Genomic DNA, 24,267 nt, shown 5'->3' on the forward strand with positions numbered 1-24,267 from the left:
CAACTACGCGCTGGTCGAAGGCGTACGCCAGACCCTGAAAGAGAAAGGCGTGAAACTGGTCATGGCGATCGTGCCGGCCAAGGTTCGCCTGTACCCGGAACACCTCGGTGATGTGAAACCGGCGAGCATCCACGCCAACCTCTATCAGGATTTCCACCACCGCGTAGCGGCCGACAAGATCCTCGCTCCCGACCTGCTCACGCCGTTCCAACAGGCCAAACAAAACGGTCAGCAAGTGTTCCTGCGCACCGACACCCACTGGACACCGGAAGGTGCCGAGATCGCCGCCAACACCCTGGCGAAAACCATCGCCGACAAGTTCCCGCTCAGCGGCGAACCGCAACGCTTCGTCACCACGCCAGCAGAGAAGGTCACCCACAAAGGCGATCTGCGTCTGTTCCTGCCGCTCGATCCGCTGTTCGAAAACCTGATGCCGGCGCAAGAGCCGCTGCAAAAGCGCAACACCGTCGCGGCTGGCGATCAGCCTGCCGGTGACGACGCACTGTTCGCCAGCAATGAAGTGCCGGTGGCACTGGTCGGCACCAGCTACAGCGCCAACCCCAACTGGAACTTCGTCGGTGCACTGAAACAAGCGCTGCACAGCGACGTGGTGAGCTACGCCGAAGACGGCCACGGCCCGATCCTGCCGATGCTCAGCTACCTGAAAAGCGATGACTTCAAGAACAGCCCGCCACAGGTGCTGATCTGGGAGTTTCCTGAACGATATCTGCCTGTGAACAACGAAATCGGCGACGCCGACCCGCAGTGGGTCGCAGAGCTTAAACAAGCCGGCGCACGCTCCGGGCTGGGTAGAAGCGTCGCGAGCGAAGACAAGACAAGGCAAAAACAGGCGAGGACGCGGAGTTTACGAGCTGTAAATGAGCAGTCCGAGCCTGTTTTTAACGCTGGATTGTCGAGCGCAGCAGCTTCTACACAGTCCGGCCAACAAAACGTAGCAAGCAACACTAACTCCGAGACGCCCGATCGGGCGCAAAACTGAAAGAGAGGTACACCATGACTTTCACTATTACTACTCCTCGTCGTCTCGCTAAAAGCTTCGCTCTGGTTGCTGGCCTCAGCGTGCTTTCCGTGCCTGCCTTTGCCGGTGGCGACGCCGCGCTCTACGGCCCGACCGCACCGAAAGGCTCGACCTTCGTCCGTGTCTACAACGCCAGCAACGCTGAAATCAGCGCCACCGTGGGCAGCACCAACCTGAGCGACGTTGCGCCACTGGCCAGCAGCGACTTCAGCTTCATGCCGGGCGGTGATTACAGCGCCAAGGTCGGCAGCCAGACCCTGCCGGTCAAACTCGCCGGTGACCACTACTACACCCTGGTCAACAACGCTTCCGGCGCGCCGCAACTGATCGAAGAGCCACCGTTCAAGAACAAGCAAAAGTCCTTGGTGCGCGTGCAGAACCTCAGCGACAAGCCGCTGACCCTGAAGACTGCAGACGGCAAGACCGACGTGGTGCCGAACGTCGCAGCCAAGGGCCGTGGCGAACGCGAAATCAACCCGGTGAAAGTCAGCCTGGCGCTGTACGAAGGCGACAAGAAAGTCGGCGACGTCAAGCCGGTTGCCCTGGAGCGCGGTGAAGCAGCAGTGCTGTACGTCACCGGTTCCGGCAGCAGCCTGTCGCCAGTCTGGGTGAAACGCCCGGTGTCGACGCGCTAACAAATTTCCCGAACTGACCCGGTTCCCTGTGGGAGCTGGCTTGCCAGCGATGCAGACACCTCGGTTCTGCAGATACACCGAGGTGATGCCATCGCTGGCAAGCCAGGCTCCCACAGGGACCGAGGTGAGCGTTCGGATACGAGACAAAAACAAGAGTGAAACGACACAGCGTTCGTGCCTCTAACCAATCGATTTTATGGAGTAAACAATATGATTCCGGTGATCTTGTCAGGTGGTAGCGGTTCACGTCTTTGGCCGCTTTCGCGTAAGCAGTTCCCTAAACAATTCCTCGCCCTGACCGGCGAACACACGCTGTTCCAGCAAACCCTGGAGCGCCTGGTGTTCGAAGGCATGGACACCCCAATCGTGGTCTGCAACAAGGATCACCGTTTTATCGTCAACGAGCAGTTGGCCAATCGTAACCTCGACTGCCAGCGCATCCTGATGGAACCGTTCGGCCGCAACACTGCGCCGGCCGTGGCGTTGACCGCGATGATGCTGGTCAATGAAGGTCGCGATGAGCTGATGCTGGTGCTGCCGGCCGACCACGTGCTGGAAGATCAGAAAGCCCTGCAACGCGCCCTCGCGCTGGCCACCGTCGCCGCCGAAAACGGCGAAATGGTGCTGTTCGGCGTACCGGCAACCAAACCGGAAACCGGTTACGGTTACATCAAATCCACCGCTGATTCGCTGCTGCCCGAAGGCGTCAGCCGCGTCTCGCACTTCGTCGAAAAACCCGACGTCAAACGCGCCACCGAGTACGTGCAATCCGGCGGTTATTTCTGGAACAGCGGCATGTTCCTGTTCCGCGCCAGCCGCTTCCTCGAAGAGCTGAAAAAGCACGATCCGGACATTTACGACACCTGCCTGCTGACCCTGGAGCGCAGCGAGCAGGATAACGACACCATCACCTTTGACGAAGCCACCTTCGCCTGCTGCCCGGACAACTCCATCGACTATTCCGTCATGGAAAAAACCCAGCGCGCCTGCGTCGTGCCACTGAGCGCCGGCTGGAGCGATGTCGGTTGCTGGTCGTCGCTGTGGGAAGTCAACGAGAAGGACGCCAACGGCAACGTCAGCAAAGGCGATGTGGTCATCCAGGACAGCAAGAACTGCATGATCCACGGCAACGGCAAACTGGTGTCGGTGATCGGTCTGGAAAACATTGTGGTGGTCGAAACCAAGGACGCCATGATGATCGCCCACAAGGACAAGGTTCAGGGCGTCAAGCAGATGGTCGCCACCCTCAACGAACAGGGCCGCAGCGAAACCCAGAACCACTGCGAGGTCTATCGTCCGTGGGGTTCCTACGACTCGGTGGACATGGGCGGGCGCTTCCAGGTCAAGCACATCTCGGTGAAACCCGGCGCATGCCTGTCACTGCAGATGCACCACCACCGCGCCGAACACTGGATCGTGGTCAGCGGCACCGCTGAGGTGACTTGCGACGAAAACGTGTTCCTGCTCTGCGAAAATCAGTCGACCTACATCCCGATTGCCTCGGTGCATCGCCTGCGCAACCCGGGCAAGATCCCGCTGGAAATCATCGAAGTGCAGTCGGGTTCGTACCTGGGCGAAGACGATATCGAGCGCTTTGAAGATATCTACGGCCGCTCCACCCCGATCGAACGCGGCGTGTCGGTGAAGACCATCGCGCAGTGATCGCTCTGCAATAAGTAGTCCCCGTCCAGCCCGCTGCGTCTCCCATCCGCAGCGGGTTGGGCGGTTTTTTTTCCATCAGAAGGGCTCCCATTTATCTGAATTACTGGGCCTGTATGCAACGATGTATTGGTTCGGAATCGGAGTAATGAATGTCATTTCCACAGTCATTGGTGGAATCATTACGACGAATCCAGACTGATCCAGAGTATCGCCACTCATCATCAAGCGGGCATCCAGCCTTCCTTTAGGGGTGAATTGAAAAGGAGCGTTCAACCCTAAGGTCTGCGCATTGATCTCTCGTTCCTTGAGATCCGGAATAGCCATCCGATACAGGTACGCCCTGGAGTCGCCATATCCTCCAGAAGCCTCATCCATGCCTGTCGACACGTAACCCGGGACAGGACTTCGTACGTGTTCGTTGGCCACGGTATTGATTTTTTTGCTGACTACGCCTTGCCGAAACTCCTCTTTGATTTTATCCCCTCTGTTGTCTCTGGGATAAAAACCGCCTGCCTCCCGGATCTTATCGGGTGGACGGTTATCTCCTCTCATGACCACAATCGCGCCATCATTATTGACCAGCAAAGAATGCGAGCCCACTTTCATCGTGCCAGTCGCGTATGACGGGAGCGGACCTGACGATTGCGAATCCAAACCCAGGTCAACCTGAGGCTTAGGTGGAGGAGGACGAGGAGGTGCCATGTTTCCCGACCCGGCGGCCTTTGGCAACGACGTAGCAGGCTGAGCCGGTATTAGAGCGGGCCGTGGAGGGACCAGGGGGCGTGCGGGAGCCGACATTGCGCCGGGTTTTGGTGGAATCGCCGGGCGAGTAGGTGGAGTAACGTTGGTTGCGTTACTCAAAACGCCTCTCTGACCCGAGCCAACTCCCGGTTTTTTATCTTCCGGTTTGAGCCCGTTTGCGTCCGTCAGCCTTATTGGATTGTTGCGCACCATACGGTACAGATTAAGGCCGTCTATAGCCCCCGCCGGGTCCGGATTAAGCCAGCGCTGCAACCACGGCATGTAATAGCGGTAACCGTAGTAGTACAGCCCCGTCGCATCCTGCTCCTTGCCCGAATAACGAATGGTTTTGTAACTGACTTCGGTGTCCTTGCTCCACGCCGTCTCACCAAACGGGTGAAATGTTTCCTGACTGATGATCCGGGCATCTTCGCCCAATTCCAGACTGGTCGATCCCAAATGATCAGTGAAGCTGTACCGATAGTGGTCATTGGAACCGCTCGGCGGTGCGCTTTCCCAATGCAGCACGCGCACACTGTTGAGCCCGCCATCGGCGATGATCACCTGCAGTTGTTCTGCAGTGCCGGTGTCGCTGCGCAGTTCAAGTCCTGGCAAATAACGCACGTCGGTAACCAGGCCACGGGCGTTTGTCTGCAACGAACGAGTCTTGCGCACCCGCAGACCCGCTCCGTCATAGACATACTGTTCAACGTCATTGCGGCCGCTGCCCCGTTCAACTGGAGTCACCGACCGCAGTTGATTACGCAGACTCCACGTCAGTGGCTGCCCTGCCTCCAACGCCCGCAAATTGCCGTGAGGATCGAATGCCGCTGCGATTGCCTCTTCAGTGGGCGGTACATCATCTTTGTAGGGCAGACAGCGATTGCTGAATCGAGCGGCTTTCAGCTTGCGGCCATTACGCGCGCCCACATGAGTCAACTCCAGCAGATTGCCAGACTCATCGTAGCGGTAGATCTGCCGGTAGTTGCTCAGCGCCGCCGGATCGACACGATCAATGGACGCTGGCCCCTGGCTTGCAGTACCCGCCTCCCAACCGGTCGCCTCACGCAATTGGTAGCGACTGTCGTAAATAAACCGGCTGATCGGATCGATGCGTTGATTGCCGAAATAGCGGATCGGCAGGGCCTTGTCCTCGATGCTCAGCACGTTGCCCATCGGGTCATAGTCATAGAGCAAATGCTGTAATGCTTCACCACCGTATCTGGCGGCGCAGCGCGTCAGCAAGCGCCCGTCTTCGGCTCGATAAGTCAGCGTCGTCACTACGCCATTGTCCGCGACTTGCTGCGTTACTTGTCCGTCGGCGTTGTAACGGATATCACTGAACAGCGTTCGGGATTCGGATTGATGCCTCAGTTGCAGGTGAGTAGCCCGCAAACGCCCATCGAGCGTCAACTCACTGCCTTGACGATTGCCCCGCGCATCGACTTGATCGAGCACCTGACCCACTGGCCCGAAGCGCCACCGGCTTGTAGCGCCCTCGCCGGCTTCAAGCAACCGTGTACGGTCTTCAATCAGTTCAGGCCAGTCCGGGGAAACCAGGTCCTCGGTGAAGTGCCGGGTGTTTTCGACGCATTGGCCACTGATCGCAAAGGTTTCGAACAACACACTGCCCGCAGGATCGTCATGACGGACCAACTGGCCGAGCTGATTTTTGCTCGGATCACCGGCACCGGGCCGGCCATACATAAAACGCTCGACGCACCGCTTCGGCGTTGATAAGCCCTCTTCGAACATCGCCACCGGGCGCAGCAACGAGTCATGCTCAATCTCGCGAAGGGTTTCCCGACTGTCCCAATCAAGCAGCACTTGCGACCCCATACCGTACAACGCGACTTGCATGCCGGCATCAACACTGTCCGAGCTCACCACCTGGCCGCTCAACGTGTAAACCGTGGCCAGATTGGCTGGGGTCAGTGGATCGGTCTTTTGCAGCGCCCACAAACGCGGATCCCACTGCGCGACGGCACGCCCGGCCGAGTCATGCAAGGTACGGTGGACGCGGGTTTGAGCGGGGCAACTATCATCGTCGCGCCAATAATCGACCGTGCGAATCGACAGCCCACGCGGGTCGCTCGCCAAAAGCGTTGGTGTGTTGTGATGTACGCCCATAAGTCTCGCTCCCTATGACAGCCCCATTGGGTCCCTGCGAAGACATCAAACAGCTCGAACCTCTGGTTGCCAACTGTCAGAAATTACAGTTCCGACCAGCGGTGCATTCGCATGACACGCGAATGTCCATTCCGGCAGCCCTTCGGTAGGATGGTGGCCACGTGTTCAAGGAGCGTACAAACATGTTCATCGGCGTCCTGCTGGTCATCACCTGGTTGATTCTGTTGTTGCGCTATCCGGCCAAGGCTTTGCCGGTGTCGGTCGCAGCCGCCATCGGTCTCGGTCTGGTGGCTGTCTGGGTGGTGTGGCTGGACAACCGCGAGATCAAGCAACTGGCGCGCCTCGAGATGCGCATTGTTTATGCACCCGAGCAATGCCCGGCCGATCGGCCGCTGCAACTGAAAATGAACAACGGCAACAGTGTGCCGCTGACCGAACTGCGCTGGCGCATCGCGGCCTATGCGCCGGGCGATACAGTCAATCTGGCCGACAACCAATACACCGCGCCACGCTATCGCGGCCCCGGCGAATTGCAGGCCGGCGGCAGTTGGGAAGACTGCTTGCCGATGCCGCCGCTGCGTCCCGGTTATCGCCCGCAGACGCTGGAGTTTCGCGCCGAGCGATTGCAGGGTAGTTTCTCCGACTGATCTCCCTCCTACTCTTTTTGCACAAGGAATGCGCCATGCCCGTTGCGTTGATTACCGGATGTTCCAGCGGCATCGGCCGCGCCCTTGCCGACGTATTCAAAAGCGCCGGTTTCGAAGTCTGGGCCACGGCGCGCAAGGCTGAAGACGTGGCGGCGTTGAGTGCGGCCGGATTCACCGCAGTGCAGCTCGACGTCAATGACGGCGCGGCGCTGGAACAACTGGGCGAACGAATCAACCAGCAGCATGGCGGCCTCGATGTGCTGATCAACAACGCCGGTTACGGGGCCATGGGCCCGTTGCTCGACGGCGGCGTACCGGCCATGCAACGCCAGTTCGAAACCAATGTGTTCTCGATTGTCGGTGTCACCCGCGCACTGTTCCCGGTACTGCGCCGTGCCAAGGGCCTGGTGGTGAATATCGGCAGTGTTTCCGGTGTGTTGGTCACCCCGTTTGCCGGTGCCTACTGCGCGTCTAAAGCGGCCGTGCATGCCTTGAGCGATGCGTTGCGCATGGAACTGGCGCCGTTCGGCATTCGCGTGATGGAAGTCCAACCCGGCGCCATCCAGTCGAGCTTCGCGAAAAACGCCGGCCACGAAGCCGAGCAACTGATCAATGAAAGCTCACCGTGGTTTCCCCTGCGTGAAGGCATTCGCGCGCGGGCCAAGGCTTCGCAGGACAAGCCGACTCCGGCCAGTGAATTTGCAACTGAACTGCTGAAAGCCGTGCAGCAGAGCAAACCGCCACGGTTGATCCGCATTGGCAATGGCTGCCGGGCGCTGCCGTTGTTGGCAGCGTTGTTGCCAAAGGGTTTGCTGGAGTCGACGTTAATGAAGCGGTTCGGTTTGCGCGGCAAACTCTGAGACCGGGTCGACGCCATCGCGAGCAGGCTCGCTCCTACAGGGGATCTCAGATCCAATGTCGGAGTGAGCCTGTTCGCGATGCAGACGACTCGGTCCATCAGTTATCCACAGCACTCTGCTTTACGACGACCGTGCAAGTAATCCCCGCCGCCAGCAACACCCCTTCCGGCACTTCATCAATGTGAATGCGCACCGGCACTCGCTGAGCCAACCGCACCCAGTTAAAGGTCGGGTTCACATCGGCGATCAGCTCGCGGCTCTCCGGATTGTCACGGTCGTAAATGCCACGGGAAATGCTTTCCACGTGCCCCTTCAAGACTTCACCGCTCATCAATTGCATATCGGCTTTATCCCCCACGCGAACGTGCGGCAGCTTGGTCTCTTCGAAAAAGCCATAAACCCAGAACGAGTTCATGTCGACCACGGCCATTTTCGCTTCGCCGATGCGTGCGTAGTCGCCGCGATGCACGTTGAGGTTGGTCACGTAGCCGTCGACCGCTGCACGGACTTCGGTGCGTTTGAGGTTGAGTTCGGCCGCCTCCAGTTGCGCCTGGGCATGTTGATAGTCGGCCAGCGCGGCGTCGGCGATGTTGCTGGCGTCGTCGCGGTTTTCCTTGGAGATCACCAGGTTATCCAGATCGGCGCGGCGATGGGCGTTGACCTTGCGCATCTCCCAGGTCGACTTGCGCGAAGCGACCAGCGACTGCGCCTGTTTCACCGCGATGCGGTAATGCTCCGGATCGATCTGCATCAACAGATCGCCCTTCTTCACCAACTGGTTGTCACGCACCGGTACATCGACCACTTCACCGGTGACGTCGGCAGCGACGTTGATGATGTCGGCGCGCACCCGCCCGTCGCGGGTCCACGGCGTGTTCATGTAATGCACCCACAAGGTCCGGCCGATCCACAGCGCCAGGGCCAGCACCAGCAGGGTCGCGAGCAGGCTGAAAAACTTTTTCATCAGATCGTTCTCAACGGTAGACAGTCAGCGCCATCGCGCCGAACAGACAGGTAAACAGACTCAGGCGCAGCAGCGCCGGGTGCCAGAAAAAGCGGTACAGATCGAACCCCGAGAGAAACCGGTCCACCGCCCAGGCCAGCGCCGCAGCGATGAAAAACATCAGGGTCATGGTCGGCATGTACACGCCGTGGAAAGCGATTTCACGAGGCATGGGCAAGTCCTTCGGGCTTGGCTGGAGCAAGAACGGCGAGCGGCGATTGCGGGTCGAGCAACGAGGTGCGGATAAAGTGCAGATAGCTCTTCACCCGACGCAACGCCGAGGTATCGAAATGCGGCGCGAACGGCTCGTCGGTCGCCGCCACACGGCTGATCGCGTGATCGACTGCCACCAATGCGCGCTCGAGATTGCTCGGGTTCGGTTGCAGAAACAGCCGCACCAGCGCGCGGCCCATCACCCGGATCGCCTGACGCCATGGCTGCGATTCGGCATAGGCCGGATGCACTGGCAAGATCGCCTGCTCCTTGCGCAACTCGATGATCGCGTGACCGACTTCGAGCACCACGAACATCCAGCGCAGCAGGTTCTTTTGCACCTTCGGTTCACCGGCCGCCAGACCGTAAGCCTGATGCAGCAAGTCGCGGGTGCGACTCTCGAAACTCGACGCCAGCCCTTTGAGTTTGCCGCTGATCGCATAGACCACCTGCCCGCGCAGATCCTGCTCCAGTCGGCGCCACAACCAGCGGCTGTTCGGCGGCAGAATAATTGCGCCCGCAGCTGCGCAGACCAGCATGCCCATGACCATGGCGATGTAGTCGTTGATGAAGGTGTACGGGTTGTAAATGGTCAGGTTGTCCGGCACCGAACCGGTGCTGAAGAAGATCAGCAAACCGAGGCCGACACCGGCATATTGCGGCCGTGAAGTGAGGAACGAACCGAGCACGATCACCGGCGCGAGCATCACGCACAGCAGGGGAAAACCATCGATCCACGGGAAGATGAAAAACATCTCGACGAAGCCGATCAACGCCCCGAGAAACGTGCCGCAAGCCATCTGAAACGCCATGCGTTTCGGGTTCGGCGTAGCAGCGGAAAGGCCCACGGTCGCGGCGGCAATCAGGGTCATCGTCGCGCCGCTCGGCCACGCGGTGGCGACCCAGTAACTGCCCAGCACAATGAGGATGAACGAGGCGCGAATCCCCGAGGCCGCCGCTGCCCACCAGTTGGTTTGCGGGGTGAACGGTTCGTCCCAGCGTTCGCGTTCGTGGCGGTGATCAGCCAGTGAGGCGTGAGTCTGTGCATAACTGTGCAGATCATCGACGAAGCGATAGAGCAACTCGTACGCCGTGTGGAAATCCAGTTGCTCGGCGTCGCTGGGTTCGCTCTCCTGGAAGATCGCGCGCAGGCTGCGCACCCGCGCCGGCAGACCATCCTTGTAAGTGGCCAGCGCTGTCGCCAGTCGCGCTGCATCGGGGCTGGTCAGGGCGCGGCCACTGAAGCCGTCGAGCACTTCAGCGAGGTCCTGCAAGCCCGGTCTGATCGCTGCAACGACGTGCTCCTCGCCATTTCCGCGCAAGCGTTCAAGCAACTGATGCAGCGCGTTGAAGCGCGTGGTGATGCCCATGAACTCGCTGTTCAATCGGCTGAGTCGACCGTTACGCCGACGCATGTGCGGGTCTTCGAACACCGTCACGCTGCGCAGCCCTTCCAGGCCCACGGCTTCGGCGATGAACCGCACGTTGCTCGCTTCGAAGGATTCGGTTTTGCTGCGCCCGCGCAAGCCATCGGTCACGAATAGCGCGAACACGCCGAAGCGCTGGTACAAGGCATTGCGCATGGCGGCACTGGCGGTTTGCGGCAGAATCGCCGCGCTGATCACGGTGGAGCAGAGAATCCCCAAGGAGATTTCCAGCACCCGCCACACCGCCGCCATAAACGCACCGTCCGGATGCGCCAGCGCCGGCAGTCCGACCATCGCGGCGGTGTAGCCGGCGAGGACAAAACCGTAGGCACGGAAGTTACGGCAACGCGCGGCACCGGCCGAACAGATACCGACCCAGATCGCCAGCGAGCCGAGGAACAGCTCGGTGTTTTGCGCGAACAAGGCGATCAGCGTGACCATCATCGCCGACCCAGCCAACGTGCCGAGGAAGCGATAGAAACTCTTGGCAAACACCTGACCGCTTTGCGGCTGCATGACGATGAACACGGTGATCATCGCCGTACGCGGTTGCGGCAACTCCAGACGCATGGCCAGCCAAAGGGTGAGGAATGCGGCGATCAACACCTTGAAAATGTAGACCCAGGTCACGCCATCGCTGCGCGCCCAGTCAAAGAAACCCCGACGCCATTCCAGGGAATAGAGCCAGCGCAGAGGTGCGGGCAAGGGAGTCATTTGGTCTTGCTCAATGATTGAGGACTGAAGAGTTTTCTGTGGTCACTGCAAAACCTGTGGTGAGGGGATTTATCCCCGACCGGCGGCGCAGCCGTCGTGAAACCAGTGAATGCGGTGAGCCTGAAAAAATGCGGTGGATGGTTTTGGGGCTGCTCCGCAGCCCATCGGGGATAAATCCCCTCGCCACAGGAACTCACCCTCCTCAGGTTTGGGTTCACCGCAGCAGCGCCGGGGTTTTCGGGGCTGCGGTTTTCTCGGCCGTCGGCACATCGTTACCGGCACCGAGGCCGCCACCCAGCGCCGTCACCAACTCGGCATGTGCACTCAACCGCGCCGCCTGCACCTGCTGCTGCACCTGCTGCTGCTTGAACAACAGCGTCTGCGCATTCAGCACGTTGAGGTAATCGGTGAGGCCGCGTTGATAGGCGATCATCGCGATGTCGTAAGTCTTCTGCGCCGTGGCCACGGACTCGGCGGCAAAGCCTTGCTGCTTGTCCATCGACTCACGACGGATCAACTGGTCAGAGATGTTCTTCAGCGCATTGACCAGCGTCTGGTTGTAATGCGCGACAGCGATGTCATAACCCGCCGACGCTTCACCCAACTCGGCACGCAGTCGGCCACCGTCGAAGATCGGCAACGAGATCGCCGGCCCGACGTTGTAGTTGAGTTTCTTGCCGGTCAGAAACTCCAGCGCGCCGCCCCCGGTCGCCATGTAACCGAGGCTGCCGACCAGATCGACGTTGGGATAAAAACCGGCATGCGCCACATCGATCCCGCGAGCCTGCGCCGCCACTTGCCAGCGACTGGCAACCACGTCCGGGCGTTGGCCGAGCAGTTCGGCCGGTAACGCTGACGGCAACTTCAGCGCCGCACCAAGGGACAGCGTCGGACGCTGCAATTGCGCGCCGGCTCCCGGTCCCTTGCCGGCAAGCGCGGCGATCTGGTTACGGCTGAGGGCAATTTCTTCATCCAGCGCATCCAGTTGCCGATGGGTTTCCGGCAACGGCGTCTCAGCCTGGCTGACTTCGAAATGCGTGCCGATCCCGCCGTTCAAACGCTTCTGCGCCAGATCAAGAATCTGCTGTTGCTGCGCAAGCGTCGCGGCGACGATGTCGCGCTGGGCGTAATGCAACGACAACTCGATGTAGGCGCGCACGATGTTGTTCTGCAATTCGAGCTGGGCCAATCGCGCTTCGGCGGCGCTCATGTGCGCCAGATCCACCGCGCGTTCGCTGGTATTGCTTTCACGGCCCCAGAGGTCGAGCGCGTAGCTGAAACCGAGCGCAGCGTTGTTGTCCCAGGTGGTGGTGTTGGCCAGCTCGCCCGGGCCGTAAAACTGATCGGTCGGCCAGTTGTGGCGCTTGAGTGTCGACTCGCCATTGATCTGCAACGACTCGGCCGCTTCGGCGACGCCGGCCATGGCTTTGGCCTGACGCACTCGTGCAGCGGCCATGGCCATGCTCGGGCTGTCTTGTATGGCGAGCTCGACCCAGCGGTTCAGTTGCGGGTCACCGTAGGCTTGCCACCATTGCGCGGTGGGCCAGTTTGCGTCACGGGCGGCGTGGGCGATGGCGTCGTCGGTGGCCAGGGTATTGGCCTCCAGCGCCTTGCCCTGCGGGGCAATTCCTTCGGTTGAGATGCAGCCGCCGATAACCAGGGAAAAAGCCAGAACACTGAGCGGCAAAAGCGCTCTGTTGATGCGACGCGGCACAGCTGCGAATTCCTGAGAAGAGGATAAGGCGAGGACTCGCTGTAGGCGCTGTCGCAGGCTGCGATCTTTTGATCTTGCTTCCCTTAAAACAAAATCAAAAGATCGCAGCCTGCGGCAGCGCCTACAGGGATCGGCGCAATTCTATGGAACGCCCTGTGCGGCGATAAGCTGGGATTTCTGTGAATCTTTGTTACGGTTAACGAGATAATCCTTAAGTCTGGGTCTCAGCCCCTGAAACTTCGTGTCACAATTTGCCATCTCCCTTGAGAGCACCCCATGGACACTTTGCAAAACATGCGCGCCTTCAGTTGCGTGGCCGAAGCCGGCAGCTTCACCGCCGCCGCCGTGCAACTCGACACCACCACCGCTAACGTTTCGCGCGCGGTCTCCAACCTGGAAGCCCACCTGCAAACCCGACTGCTTAACCGCACGACCCGGCGCATCGCCCTGACCGAGGCCGGCAAGCGTTACCTGCTGCGCTGCGAGCAGATCCTCGCCTACGTCGAAGAAGCCGAAGCCGAAGCCAGCGAGGCCCACGCCCGCCCGGCCGGGCAGTTGAAAGTGCACACCATGACCGGTATCGGCCAGCACTTCGTGATCGACGCCATCGCCCGCTACCGCAAGACCCACCCCGACGTGACCTTCGATCTGACCATGGCCAACCGCGTGCCGGATCTGCTCGACGAAGGCTACGACGTGTCGATCGTGCTGGCCCGCGAACTGCCGGACTCCGGTTTCGTCTCGCAACGCCTGGGCATCACCTACAGCATCGTCTGCGCCTCGCCGGCCTACGTGAAAGCCAACGGCTGCGCGCAAAAGCCCAGCGACCTGCTCAACCACGCCTGCCTGCGCCTGGTCAGCCCGGTGATCCCGCTGGAGAAATGGGCCTTCGACGGCCCGGAAGGCCAGGAAATGGTCACCATCAACAGCTCACCATTTCTGGTGAACTCCGCCGACGCGATGAAAACCGCAATCATCAGCGGCATGGGCGTCGGTGTGCTGCCGGTTTACGCAGCGATCGAAGGCCTGCGCAACGGCACGCTGGTGCGGGTGATGCCGAACTATCGCTCGCAGGAACTGAACCTGTATGCGATCTACCCATCACGGCAATACCTTGATGCAAAGATCAAGACCTGGGTCGAATACCTGCGCGGCTCGCTGCCAGAGATCCTCTCCGCGCATCAGGCCGAACTGGCCGCTTACGAGCTCAGCGGCAGCCTCGCCGGGGCTCGCGTCGCCAACTGACTTGGGCGATCAGCAGGGTGGGCAGTCGGCGAGAAATCGCTCGGCTGTCCTGCCGCCATCGCTGGCAAGCCAGCTCCCACAGGGCCTGCGTGGCCGGTGATTTTTAAACATCTCACCGCCCCCTGCAGGAGCTGCCGTAGGCTGCGATCTTTTGATGTTGATGTTTAAAAATCAACAGATCGCAGCCTACGGCAGCTCCTACATTGCGGCGATTTCGCGGAAGTTTCCGACAGGTTGTGTCGGTTGTCCGTCGGAAGTGTGGTGGGTAGGGTTTGAGTGTCGCTGACGAATCAGCGACCGGGTCTGGAAAACTCGATTTCAACAACCAAAGCTCATGACATACTGCGGCGCTTTTTCTGCTCGCAATGTTATGGCGGCTGTGCGCGGGAGGCCCTTGGGCCTGCCGGTTTTGGTGAGTTGGCCGGTTTTTCCAGTCCGCGCACAGCTGCCACCCTATCGTCTGGAAAACGAAAAGTGGCAGTTTCAACTCAACTTGCCGCGAGTACATTTCCCATGATCAAACACACCCCCTATCCGCCTGAAGCGGAGAACACCACCCCCTACGAATGCCCCGGCTCAAAGAAATTCCACGATGCCGCCGAGCGCGCCCTCGACCACTACTTCCAACCCAACGCACTAACGTTGCGCTCCCACAAACCCAGCACCATGTTCCTGGTCGCCCCGAATCAGGACAACGAAAGCCTGCTGGTCCACGCCTGCGAATCACTGGCACAAGCCAGCCTCATTAGCAGTGACATCGCCGCCTACATCGACCTCCCGCAACGGCGGACGATTCTGGCGATCCAGCAGATCATCATGCTCGCCGAACTGGCAGTGAACCGCGTGCTGGATAACGTCGACGTGACACCACCGACGCCACGCAGCTGATCCCCTGTGGGAACGGGCTTGTTAGCGAAAACGGTGGCTCAGTAAACATCATCGCCAAATGACACACCGCCATCGCGGGCAAGCCCGCTCCCACAGTTGGACTGAATACGCTTTGATTATTTCGTCTGATGTACGAGACCTGAAACGTTCTCGAACGCACCACTTGCGTCCAACTCTGGTTCTGTCGGGCTGTTTTGTACTTTCAAGCGGAAATCAGCGCTGAAAGTCCCAATCGTCGAGTCGAAGGTCACATTTACAGATCCACTGCCAAAAACAGCTGGATACGGAGTGAACTTCGTCCCGGCCTCATCAACCAACATATACAAAATGCTGGAAACCTTCCCACCCACTTCATATTTATGTTCGGCGCTGGCAATGTCATATTTAAAGTCAATCTGCAACAGCGCCGATCTTTGTTCATCAAACTTCTGCCTTGCAAGGACAGTTACTTCATTTTCATCCGTTACAAAAATCTCAACGTTACCGTCAAACCGTGAGAGCCCCGTGATGAACACATTAGCCTCACCTTTCACAGCCTTTTTAGACTTGGCACCCAGATAAAATGACCTCTTCATACAAGCTCCTTCAAGAAAAAAGAACAGCGCATCATTGCGCAGAAGAAGTCTGAACACATTGAACCCCCTGCACACCTGATAGAAATGACAGTCAACTAGAGCAATTCGCGATTAAAAAATGCATGGACCATTGACCAATGGACCTATACCAAAAATTTGATTACGAAGGCTTTTAGTGATGTTTATCGTGCTGGCCCCCTACACCTCGAGTAATAACCAACAGGCACTTCAGAGATAAACGCATCCAGTTTCGATAGGCTTCATTGGCAGGCCGCCAACAGTGGGATAGGCCACGCCCTTGGTCGGCTGTCAGGCCGCCATCGCTGGCAAGCCAGCTCCCACAAAAAACGAGTACACCCCGCACGCGGCGAATGCCGCCCCACTCAACACAATGAGCGTTAGCTCGAGTACCGCTCTTGATCTAAAAGGCCCGTCGGCAGGCTGAGTGGAGGGATTGATCCGGGGGTGGGAGCGTAGCGACCGTTTGGCGTAGCCAAATGCATCGAGAGGAGGTGCAGCGCAGCAAACCGTAGGCGATGCGCCCGGATCAATCCCGGAGCGAAGGAACCCGAGCCTAGGCGAGGGCCGAACGTCAGGGCACAGACCTTTGGTTACTTTGGGGCGTTTGCCAAAGTGACCCGCCGTAAGGGCGGAACCCTAAGCCGCCATCCCCCAAAAAACGGATATTCACCCAAAAAACCACCAACACGGTCGGCCCAAAGGCCGCCAGGAAATGTTAGCGTGCTTGGCAATAAAGCCCCAAAGCCGAGCCCAAAGCGATGAAAAAAACAGTCCTGGCCTTCAGCCGCATCACCCCCCCAATGATCGAACAACTAAAACAAGAGTTCGACGTCATCGTCCCCAACCCAAAAAACGGCGACATCAACGCCCAGTTCAACGAAGCCCTGCCCCACGCCCATGGCCTCATCGGCGTCGGCCGCAAACTCGGCAAAGCCCAACTCGAAACCGCCGAAAAACTCGAAGTGGTCTCCAGCGTCTCAGTCGGCTACGACAACTACGACCTCGACTACTTCAACGAACGCGGGATCATGCTCACCAACACCCCGGACGTGCTCACCGAAAGCACCGCCGACCTCGCCTTCACCCTGATCATGAGCAGCGCCCGCCGCGTCGCCGAACTCGATGCCTGGACCAAGGCCGGGCAATGGCAAGCCAGCGTCGGCGCTCCACTGTTCGGCACTGACGTGCACGGCAAGACCCTCGGTATCGTCGGCATGGGCAACATCGGCGCCGCCGTCGCCCGCCGCGGCCGGTTCGGCTTCAACATGCCGATTATCTACAGCGGCAACAGCCGCAAGACCGAACTGGAACAAGAACTCGGCGCGCAATTTCGCAGCCTCGACCAACTGCTGGCCGAAGCCGACTTCGTCTGCCTGGTGGTACCACTCAGCGACAAGACCCGCCACCTGATCAGCCATCGCGAACTGGCGCTGATGAAACCGGGCGCGATTCTGGTCAACATCTCTCGCGGCCCGGTCGTCGACGAACCTGCGCTGATCGAAGCGCTGCAAAACAACCGCATCCGAGGCGCCGGTCTGGACGTCTACGAAAAGGAACCGCTGGCCGAGTCGCCACTGTTCCAATTGAAAAACGCCGTGACCTTGCCGCACATCGGCTCTGCCACCCATGAAACCCGCGAAGCCATGGCCAATCGAGCCATCGCCAACCTGCGCAGTGCCTTGCTCGGGGAACGCCCGCAGGACCTGGTCAATCCGCAAGTCTGGCGCGGCTGATAAAACCGGCAAGTGCCAAACAGCACTTGCCCGTTAGTTACGCGCATACACAACTTGAAATTGAACAACACAACGGACCAAATATTAGCGCTATAAGCTCTCCATACTTATCAAACAAACGATAACCTGTTATGGAGAGCAAAAACCGTGAACACACTGACAACCGAAAAAATCATCCGCTACAGCAAAGTTATATTGATGGCTTACATCAGCTTCTTTGGACTGCTGGTGATGATTCACAATTTCACCGACTATAATTCAAACTACACATACGTGTCTCACATCCTGAGCATGGACACCACCACTGCAAGTGAGAGCATCAAATATCGAGCCATCGAATCACCGATGATTCATCACCGGATCTATTGGTTCATCATCACGATGGAGGTGACTTATACGGTGCTGTGTCTGATCGGCACTTATCAGCTGTATCGCAAGATCGATGAATCGGCAGACGCATTCCATGAAGCCAAGAAGTTCTCGATCATGGGCATACTGGTTGCAATATTCATCTATTACGTATGCCTGCAAACGGTGGGTGTCGAATGGTTCGACATGGACACTTCACAATCATGGAATGCCAAGGACTGGGCACGTCATATCGTTGATTTCATTTTTCCGGTGATGATTTACATCACATTGAAAGTCGAGCGCTGACATTCAGCGCTCATTCACTTCAAGCCAACTTTCCCTGCACCGGTGATACCACCGCTTTCGGTTTACGAAACACCAGCACGTTACCCAGCATGACCAATACCAGCCCGATCAATGCTGGCGCTGTCCACTGATAACCTTCGACAAACGCCGAGACGTTCAGCGCCACCACCGGGAACAATACCGTGCAATAAGCTGCGCGCTCCGGGCCCATACGCCCGACCAGCGTCAGGTACGCCGTGAAACCGATCACCGAACCGGGAATGACCAGATACAGCAGCGCCCCGACGTAACGCGACGACCAGTCCATGTCGAACGGAATGCCTTTGATCAGGCACCACACCGACAGCATTGCCGCACCGTAGGCCATGCCCCAGGCATTGGTGGTCAGTGGTTTCAGCCCGGCTTTCTGCTGCAGACTCGAGAGCATGTTGCCCGCCGAGAAACACAAGGTACCGCACAGCGCCAGACCGAGGCCGAGCAACGTCTGCGGGCTGGCGCTATGCCCGGCCAGTTCCGGCCAGAACAACAGGCCCAGACCAAACAACCCCAGCGCACCGCCCATCAATACGTTGCGGGCAATCCGTTGGCCGAAGAACACTCGCGCATTGAGGGCGTTCCACAGGGTTGCCGTGGAAAACACCACCGCCACCAGACCGCTGGGAATCCACTGGCTGGCGGTCAAAAAGCACATGAAGTTGACGCAGAACAGACACAGTCCCTGCGCCACGCAGATCAGGTGCCCGCGACGGTTCATCGGTTGCAACCGACGGCTGAGCAGCAACAACACGAACAGCACCAACGCCGCGAGGCCGAAGCGATAAACAATCGACACCGGAATCGCCACCACGCCCAACTGCCATTTCAAGGCAATCCAGGTGGTGCCCCAGATCAGCACGGTCAACAGATACAACGACAGATTCATAATGGAGAACTCCCGAAAACAATGCCAAGCGCTGTTGTGGCGAGGGGATTTATCCCCGATGGGCTGCGAAGCAGCCCCGGTTTTGTAAGTGCTGCGCACTCAAGCTCCCTCGCCACAGGATTTGCGCTGAATTGAGGATCAGGGTGCTGCACCAAGGATTGCAGCGCTTGCACAATCTTGCGCTTTTGTCCGGCGACTGGCTGGCAGCGCGACGTCTACGGAGTAGGATGCAAGGCGTTGGAGAGAACCGAACATGGCCGCAATCGATAACCTGCAAGTCTTCCAAGCGCTTAACCGCTCGCCGAACGCTCGCCTTGTGCACAGCGCCGAGCTCGGTGACGGCTTGGCTGCGGCTTTGTGGACCAACCACCACGATGCCCAGGAGTACGAAGCTCCGAGCCATCACACCCTCTCCTGCTATATCGCCGGCGGCACCGGCACGTTTCGTCGCGGTCAGCCGGGCCAGAAGGGTGGGCCGGACAAGCTGTGCATCCTGCCGGCGGATCATGAGTCGGGCTGGGTGATCAATGGCGATATCCGCCTGGCCCACCTGTATTTCAGCGCTGAACAATTCGCCATCGGTTGCGTGACGTTGCTCGATCGCGAGCCACGGGAAATGCAGTTACGCGAGCAGACTTTTCTCGAAGACCCGCAGCAAGCGCAGCGCTTTCGCCAGTTACTGACGTTGAACTGGGACGAGCCCGCCGAACGCTTGCTCACCAGTAGTCTTGCGCATGAATTGATCAGCCATACCTTGCTCAGTCAGGTCGGCACCCGTCAGGGTTTGCGCCTGAAGGGTGGACTGGCGCCGCACCAGCGTCGGCAGTTGGTGGAGTTCATAGACAGCCAGTTGGCCGAGCCGATCAGCCTTGGGCAATTGGCGGGATTGTGTGCGTTGTCGGAGTACCACTTTGCGCGGATGTTTCGCGTGAGCTTTGGCCTGCCACCGCATCAGTATGTGCTGGCGCGACGCTTGAGCCGGGCGCGGGAGTTGTTGCGCGGGACAGCGTTGCCACTGGGGGAAATTGCGCTAGCGTGTGGGTTTGCCAGCGCGAGCCATTTCACCAACCGGTTCCGTCAGGTGTTGGGCGGAACGCCCGGCGAGTATCGGCAGGCGTTTTCGCGTTAGAACCTAAATATTCAGTGCCTTTGACGACCTCTTCGCGAGCAGGCTCGCTCCCACATTTGAAATGCAATCCCTTGTGGGAGCGAGCCTGCTCGCGAAGAACGATGACGCGGTTTCGGCTCAGAACTCCAACGTGCTGGAAAGCGAAACCTGCCGCGAATCGCCCATCGACACAAAGAACCGGCTCGCCGCCGAGGTGTAGTAAGTACGGTCAAACAGGTTCTTCACATTGAGCTGAAACTTGACCTTTTGTCCTTCCACCTTGGTGTCGTAAGTCGCGAAGGCATCGGCGACGGTGTAGCTCGGCAGATCGAAATCGTTCACCGCGTTCCCCGCCCGCTCACCGACATAACGCGCCCCGGCACCAACACGCAATTGGTCGCCGCCAATGACGCTGCCGAAGTCATACACCGCCGACAATGAGCCGGAATTCTTCGCCACGTTCTGCAAGCGCTTGCCCTTGTAAGTCGGGTCTTCGGTGACTTCGGCATCGGTGTAGGCATAACTGCCGATCATGCTCCAGCGGTCACTCAGTTGACCGGTCAAGTCCACTTCCAGACCGCGCGAACGCACTTCACCGGCCGCGCTGTAAATCGTCGTCGGGCCTTCGGAATTGGCCACCAGCACGTTGCGTTTCTTGATGTCGAACAGCGCGACGTTACCGGTGATGCGCCCCGGCATATCCAGCCGCGCACCCAGCTCCCAGGATTTGGCTTCTTCCGGTGCGATGCTGCCGTCGAGCACGGTGCTGCTGCCGCTCAACGGGGCGATGGTCGAGTTGGGTTTGAACGATTCGGTGTAACTGCCGTAAAACGACAGCTCATCGGTGTAGCGATACACCAGGCCTGCGCGTGGCACCCATTTCTGCCCGTTGCTGTCGGTGTTGGCCTTGAACGGCACGCCTTTGCCGGCGTACTGGTCGTACTCCTGAAAGCGTCCGCCGGCGACCAGAATCCATTGGTCGTTGAGGTGAATCGAATCCTGCAGGAACACCGAATCGCTGCGCAGCAAATCGGTTTGCGCACTGTCGGCCGGGCTGACCGTGGTGCCTTCGACTTCGCGGCCATACACCGGGTTGAGGTAGCTGAAGGTGGTCAGGCTTTTCTGCCGGATCAGGTCGGCGCGGTAGATCTTGCGGTACTCGTCATCGACGCCGAACACCAGGTCATGCTGCATGCCCAGCACGTTGACCTTGCCCTCCAGGCTGGCGGTGGTGAAACGGTCGGTGCTGATCGCGCCGTGCGTGCCGTCCATGCTGCGGGTCAGCGTGCCTTTTTTGGTGTCGATGGCGGTCACGCGAACCTGGCTGGCGTCGTAGGTTTCGCGGTTCCAGCTGTAGCCGAAGTGAGCTTTCCAGTCGTCGTTGAGTTCGTGGTCGGCCTCGAAGTGATACAAGTCCGAACGCCCCTCCATGTCGTTGAACGGCTCGTCGAGACGCTCTTTGCGCGAGATGTCCAGCGGATGGTTGGTGCGCGGATCGATCAACGTGCCACGGTCGAACGGCGTAAGGAATTCCCGGTGTTCGTAGGCGAACAACAGCTTGGTGCGCTCGCCGTACCAGGCCAGCGATGGCGCGATCAAGGTTTCCCGGTGGGTGCCGAAGTTGCGCCAGTAATCTTCGTCGACGTGATCCACCACCATGCGATAGGCCAGCCCGGAATCGCCCAGCGCGCCCGTGCTGTCGAAGGTGCCGCCGCTGCCGTTCTTGCCGTCGCCGTAGGTTGAGCCGGTGAAGGTCAGTGCGTTGTACTGCTCAAGCTCGGGTTTCTTGCTGACCAGATTGACCACGCCACCCGGGTCCTGAATTCCGTACAACAGCGACGCCGGGCCTTTGAGCACTTCGACGCGATCGACCGTGGCGTTCATCCCACGGCCCTGCACGATCGGCATGCCGTCGCGCATGATCGAGCCATTGCGGTTGTCGCCGAAACCGCGCGTCATCACCGAATCCTGAGTGCTGCCCAAGGTGTTGCCTTGGGTGATGCCGCTGACGTTGGCCAGCGCATCGTCGAGATTACGCGGCGCCTGATCGCGGATAACCTGCGCCGGGATGACGTTGACGGTCTGCGGGATCTCCTGAAGCGAGGCCGATGAGCGCATCACCGAACTGGTTGCCGGCGGCTGATAACTCATCGACTCGTCGCGCATCGAGGTGATGGTGGTGGCGCCGAGGTTCAGCGCACCGGCAGTGGGTTGCGGCTCCAGCGCCAGGGTGTGGCTGTCGGTGCGACGGAAGTTCAGGCCGGAACCACTGAGCAGGCGTTGCAGCGCTTGCTCGGCGCTCATCTGCCCGTTCACGGCGGGAGCGGTGAGGCCGTACGGCGCTTCATCGGTGTAAACCACGCTCTGCCCGGTGACGCGGCTGAAGTCGCTCAGGGCCTGGGGCAGCGGTTTGGCGGCCAGGGAAAAGTTGAATTGCTGTTGCGCCTGACTGCTGACGGTTTCAGCGGCGAGCGCCACGCTCATTGGCAACAAGGCCAATGCCGAAAAGCTCAACGCTTGAACGCCCAACCACTGTTTGACCGAACCCGATTTTGCCCTGGACTTCATTGCTCAATGACCTGTGTAGAACCGCAACGGATGCGAATGACTCGCAGTTTCAGTCACTACACGGATGGGGCTCGGGTTTACCTCACCACAATATGAAAATATTTTTCAGGGAGTGTGTTGTCGGTGCCGGCGCCTTCGCGAGCAGGCTCGCTCCCACAGGGAACGCATTCCAAATGTAGGAGCGAGCCTGCTCGCGAAAGGGCCAGCCGCCTCAGCGCAAAATAATCAGATGCCCCAGCACCTGATGCTGTTCAAACCCCAACACCCCTTGCAGAGAGTAGAGAACAACCTGCGGATCCCTGCTCGGAAAACTGCCGCTGACCTTGCGCGCCGCCAGTTCATCGTTGAGCAAAACAATCCGCCCCGGGTAATAGCGCCGCAAGTCGGCCACCACATCAGCCAGCGTCGACTTGTAGTAAGTCAGCCAGCCCTGACGCCAGGCCAACTGCGCCTCGCTGTCCACCGCGTGCAGTTGCTGCGCCGAGCCCGCACCGTAGGCGACTTGCTGACCGGCCGTGAGAATCTGCTGCGCGGCGTCGCGATCCGCGGTCACGCCGACGCGTCCGGACAACACCGTAACCTGCGCACCGTGGGGTTGCAGACGCACTTCGAATTGCGTGCCGAGCACCCGCGCCTGGCCCTTTTCGGCCTCGACCACAAACGGCTCGCCGGTGTGAGTCACGCTGAAAAATCCGGCACCGCGGCGCAGTTGTACATGGCGCTCGCCATGGCTGAAATCCACGGCGATGGCGCTGTCGGCATCCAGCGTTACCTGCGACTGATCGGCCAGAGTCACGGTGCGAATTTCGCCGGGCGCGGAAACATAATCGGCCCCCAGATCATCCAGCCAGCGCTGCGGCTGCCAGCCCGTGCCGAGGCTGATCATCAGCAGCAGACACGCCGCCATCGCCAGCGCACCGGACCAACGCAACAGCTGCGGACGACGCGGGCGATCCATCGCCGCAAGATACCCCTGCAACGCCAGCGCCTCTTCATCGGCCAGCGTTTTCGCCGGCCCTTCGCTCAACTCCCAGACCACTTGTGCCTGTGCATAAGCCTCGGCGTGAGCCGGATCGGCACGCAGCCATTGGCTGAAAGTGAGTTGATCGCCAGCGCTGGGCCGGTCATGCAACAGGCTCAGCCAAGCAAAAGCTGCCTGTTCCTGAGCGGGCGTCGGGCTGCCACAGTCGGTGTGATTCACGGTGCTTTCCCTGGCGTGCGTGGCGCGGGTTCGCGCAGGCTGGCCTTGCAGGCCTCGAGGGCGCGCATCATATGTTTTTCCACGGCGCTTTGGGACAGGCCCATGGCTTTGGCGATGTCTGCGTACTTGCGGCCGTGGATGCGATTGAGCAAAAAGATCTGGCGGGTGCGTTCGGGCAATGCGCGCAGCGCCGCTTCGACATGGCGCAGATCGTTGCCGGCTTCCAGCGCTGCCTGCGGTTCGCTGCCGTGGCTGTGCGGCTCGTCCGGTTGCCAGCCTTCATTGACGCGCACCCGTGCGCCTTCGCTGCGCAAATGATCGATGGCGATGTTGCCGGCGCAGCGCAAAAGGTACGTGCTGAGTTCCTCAACCTGCACCAACGGTCGACGCCAGAAGCGCAGGAACAAATCCTGCACCAGATCCGCCGCCGTCGCCCGACAGCCGACGCGCCGGTTCACCAGCGCTTCCATCTGGGAACGCTGGGACAGAAACACCTGCAGAAAATGCGCACGCGCCCCGCGCGGCTCATCGTCGCGGGACTCCGGCGGCAAACCGATCAGCACT

General features: G+C 59.6%; 19 protein-coding genes and 1 pseudogene. 10 read left to right on the top strand and 10 right to left on the bottom strand.

Annotated features, from left to right (window positions below):
• From ACIOWE_RS08470 to ACIOWE_RS08480, 3 genes and pseudogenes are all read left to right on the top strand, one after another.
• Nucleotides 1–799, top strand: a pseudogene (locus tag ACIOWE_RS08470) (alginate O-acetyltransferase); the annotation flags it as partial.
• A 215-nt stretch (nucleotides 800–1,014) separates the two neighbouring features.
• The gene (locus ACIOWE_RS08475) at nucleotides 1,015–1,674 is read left to right on the top strand and encodes an alginate O-acetyltransferase AlgF (protein WP_401389785.1); all 660 of its coding nucleotides are present in this window, start codon (nucleotides 1,015–1,017) and stop codon (nucleotides 1,672–1,674) included.
• A gap of 210 nt (nucleotides 1,675–1,884) precedes the next feature.
• The gene (locus ACIOWE_RS08480; protein WP_166216126.1) at nucleotides 1,885–3,336 is read left to right on the top strand and encodes a mannose-1-phosphate guanylyltransferase/mannose-6-phosphate isomerase; all 1,452 of its coding nucleotides are present in this window, start codon (nucleotides 1,885–1,887) and stop codon (nucleotides 3,334–3,336) included.
• A gap of 75 nt (nucleotides 3,337–3,411) precedes the next feature.
• On the opposite strand, the gene ACIOWE_RS08485 is transcribed toward ACIOWE_RS08480, so the two are convergent.
• Nucleotides 3,412–6,207, bottom strand: a complete 2,796-nt coding sequence (locus ACIOWE_RS08485) for an RHS repeat domain-containing protein (protein WP_401389789.1) — start codon at nucleotides 6,205–6,207, stop codon at nucleotides 3,412–3,414.
• Nucleotides 6,208–6,389: 182 nt separating this feature from the next.
• Here ACIOWE_RS08485 and ACIOWE_RS08490 point away from each other — a divergent pair, with 182 nt between their 5' ends.
• Nucleotides 6,390–6,854 carry a multidrug transporter gene (locus ACIOWE_RS08490; protein ID WP_123534243.1) on the top strand — a complete coding sequence of 155 codons (465 nt, stop codon included), beginning with the start codon at nucleotides 6,390–6,392 and terminating at the stop codon, nucleotides 6,852–6,854.
• A gap of 35 nt (nucleotides 6,855–6,889) precedes the next feature.
• Nucleotides 6,890–7,714, top strand: a complete 825-nt coding sequence (locus ACIOWE_RS08495; protein ID WP_401389792.1) for an SDR family oxidoreductase — start codon at nucleotides 6,890–6,892, stop codon at nucleotides 7,712–7,714.
• A 97-nt stretch (nucleotides 7,715–7,811) separates the two neighbouring features.
• Here ACIOWE_RS08495 and ACIOWE_RS08500 read toward each other — a convergent pair whose 3' ends face one another.
• The 4 genes from ACIOWE_RS08500 to ACIOWE_RS08515 form a co-directional block, all read right to left on the bottom strand.
• Complete coding sequence (locus ACIOWE_RS08500; RefSeq protein ID WP_401389795.1) at nucleotides 7,812–8,678, bottom strand: efflux RND transporter periplasmic adaptor subunit; 867 nt, start codon at nucleotides 8,676–8,678, stop codon at nucleotides 7,812–7,814.
• A 10-nt stretch (nucleotides 8,679–8,688) separates the two neighbouring features.
• Nucleotides 8,689–8,889 carry a DUF1656 domain-containing protein gene (locus tag ACIOWE_RS08505; RefSeq protein WP_007914106.1) on the bottom strand — a complete coding sequence of 67 codons (201 nt, stop codon included), beginning with the start codon at nucleotides 8,887–8,889 and terminating at the stop codon, nucleotides 8,689–8,691.
• Nucleotides 8,879–11,071, bottom strand: a complete 2,193-nt coding sequence (locus ACIOWE_RS08510) for an FUSC family protein (protein WP_401389798.1) — start codon at nucleotides 11,069–11,071, stop codon at nucleotides 8,879–8,881. Before ACIOWE_RS08510 ends, ACIOWE_RS08505 begins: the two co-directional genes overlap by 11 nt.
• Nucleotides 11,072–11,285: 214 nt before the next feature.
• On the bottom strand, nucleotides 11,286–12,785 hold the full coding sequence (locus ACIOWE_RS08515) for an efflux transporter outer membrane subunit (RefSeq protein WP_401389801.1): 1,500 nt from the start codon (nucleotides 12,783–12,785) through the stop codon (nucleotides 11,286–11,288).
• A 276-nt stretch (nucleotides 12,786–13,061) separates the two neighbouring features.
• Between ACIOWE_RS08515 and ACIOWE_RS08520 the strand changes: the two genes are divergently transcribed.
• Both ACIOWE_RS08520 and ACIOWE_RS08525 read left to right on the top strand, forming a co-directional pair.
• A complete protein-coding gene (locus tag ACIOWE_RS08520) occupies nucleotides 13,062–14,030 on the top strand; it encodes a LysR family transcriptional regulator (protein ID WP_401389804.1) in 969 nt (322 codons plus the stop codon).
• Nucleotides 14,031–14,543: 513 nt separating this feature from the next.
• A complete protein-coding gene (locus ACIOWE_RS08525; protein WP_401389806.1) occupies nucleotides 14,544–14,918 on the top strand; it encodes a DUF6124 family protein in 375 nt (124 codons plus the stop codon).
• A gap of 116 nt (nucleotides 14,919–15,034) precedes the next feature.
• Here ACIOWE_RS08525 and ACIOWE_RS08530 read toward each other — a convergent pair whose 3' ends face one another.
• The gene (locus ACIOWE_RS08530; protein WP_401389809.1) at nucleotides 15,035–15,550 is read right to left on the bottom strand and encodes a hypothetical protein; all 516 of its coding nucleotides are present in this window, start codon (nucleotides 15,548–15,550) and stop codon (nucleotides 15,035–15,037) included.
• 722 nt (nucleotides 15,551–16,272) lie between these two features.
• Between ACIOWE_RS08530 and ACIOWE_RS08535 the strand changes: the two genes are divergently transcribed.
• Both ACIOWE_RS08535 and ACIOWE_RS08540 read left to right on the top strand, forming a co-directional pair.
• Nucleotides 16,273–17,247 (top strand): 2-hydroxyacid dehydrogenase, encoded by a 975-nt coding sequence (locus ACIOWE_RS08535; protein ID WP_401389812.1) that lies wholly within the window; start codon nucleotides 16,273–16,275, stop codon nucleotides 17,245–17,247.
• Nucleotides 17,248–17,394: 147 nt separating this feature from the next.
• Complete coding sequence (locus tag ACIOWE_RS08540; protein ID WP_401389815.1) at nucleotides 17,395–17,904, top strand: DUF2165 family protein; 510 nt, start codon at nucleotides 17,395–17,397, stop codon at nucleotides 17,902–17,904.
• A gap of 19 nt (nucleotides 17,905–17,923) precedes the next feature.
• Here the strand turns inward: ACIOWE_RS08540 and ACIOWE_RS08545 are convergent, their stop codons facing one another.
• Complete coding sequence (locus tag ACIOWE_RS08545; protein ID WP_401389818.1) at nucleotides 17,924–18,826, bottom strand: DMT family transporter; 903 nt, start codon at nucleotides 18,824–18,826, stop codon at nucleotides 17,924–17,926.
• Between the two features lie 253 nt (nucleotides 18,827–19,079).
• Here ACIOWE_RS08545 and ACIOWE_RS08550 point away from each other — a divergent pair, with 253 nt between their 5' ends.
• On the top strand, nucleotides 19,080–19,955 hold the full coding sequence (locus tag ACIOWE_RS08550; protein WP_401389821.1) for a helix-turn-helix domain-containing protein: 876 nt from the start codon (nucleotides 19,080–19,082) through the stop codon (nucleotides 19,953–19,955).
• 117 nt (nucleotides 19,956–20,072) lie between these two features.
• Here the strand turns inward: ACIOWE_RS08550 and ACIOWE_RS08555 are convergent, their stop codons facing one another.
• The 3 genes from ACIOWE_RS08555 to ACIOWE_RS08565 all read right to left on the bottom strand — a co-directional run bounded on the left by ACIOWE_RS08555 (nucleotide 20,073) and on the right by ACIOWE_RS08565 (nucleotide 24,266).
• Nucleotides 20,073–22,502: a TonB-dependent siderophore receptor gene (locus ACIOWE_RS08555; protein ID WP_401389824.1), complete on the bottom strand. Its 2,430-nt coding sequence runs from the start codon at nucleotides 22,500–22,502 to the stop codon at nucleotides 20,073–20,075.
• A 211-nt stretch (nucleotides 22,503–22,713) separates the two neighbouring features.
• On the bottom strand, nucleotides 22,714–23,703 hold the full coding sequence (locus ACIOWE_RS08560) for a FecR family protein (protein ID WP_401389827.1): 990 nt from the start codon (nucleotides 23,701–23,703) through the stop codon (nucleotides 22,714–22,716).
• Nucleotides 23,700–24,266, bottom strand: coding sequence for an RNA polymerase sigma factor (locus ACIOWE_RS08565; RefSeq protein ID WP_401389830.1), 567 nt, complete (start codon nucleotides 24,264–24,266; stop codon nucleotides 23,700–23,702). The genes ACIOWE_RS08560 and ACIOWE_RS08565 overlap by 4 nt, the downstream gene beginning before the upstream one ends.
• Between the last annotated feature and the right edge of the window lies 1 nt (nucleotide 24,267).

The organism is Pseudomonas sp. NPDC087598 (assembly GCF_044743525.1).
GTDB lineage: Bacteria > Pseudomonadota > Gammaproteobacteria > Pseudomonadales > Pseudomonadaceae > Aquipseudomonas.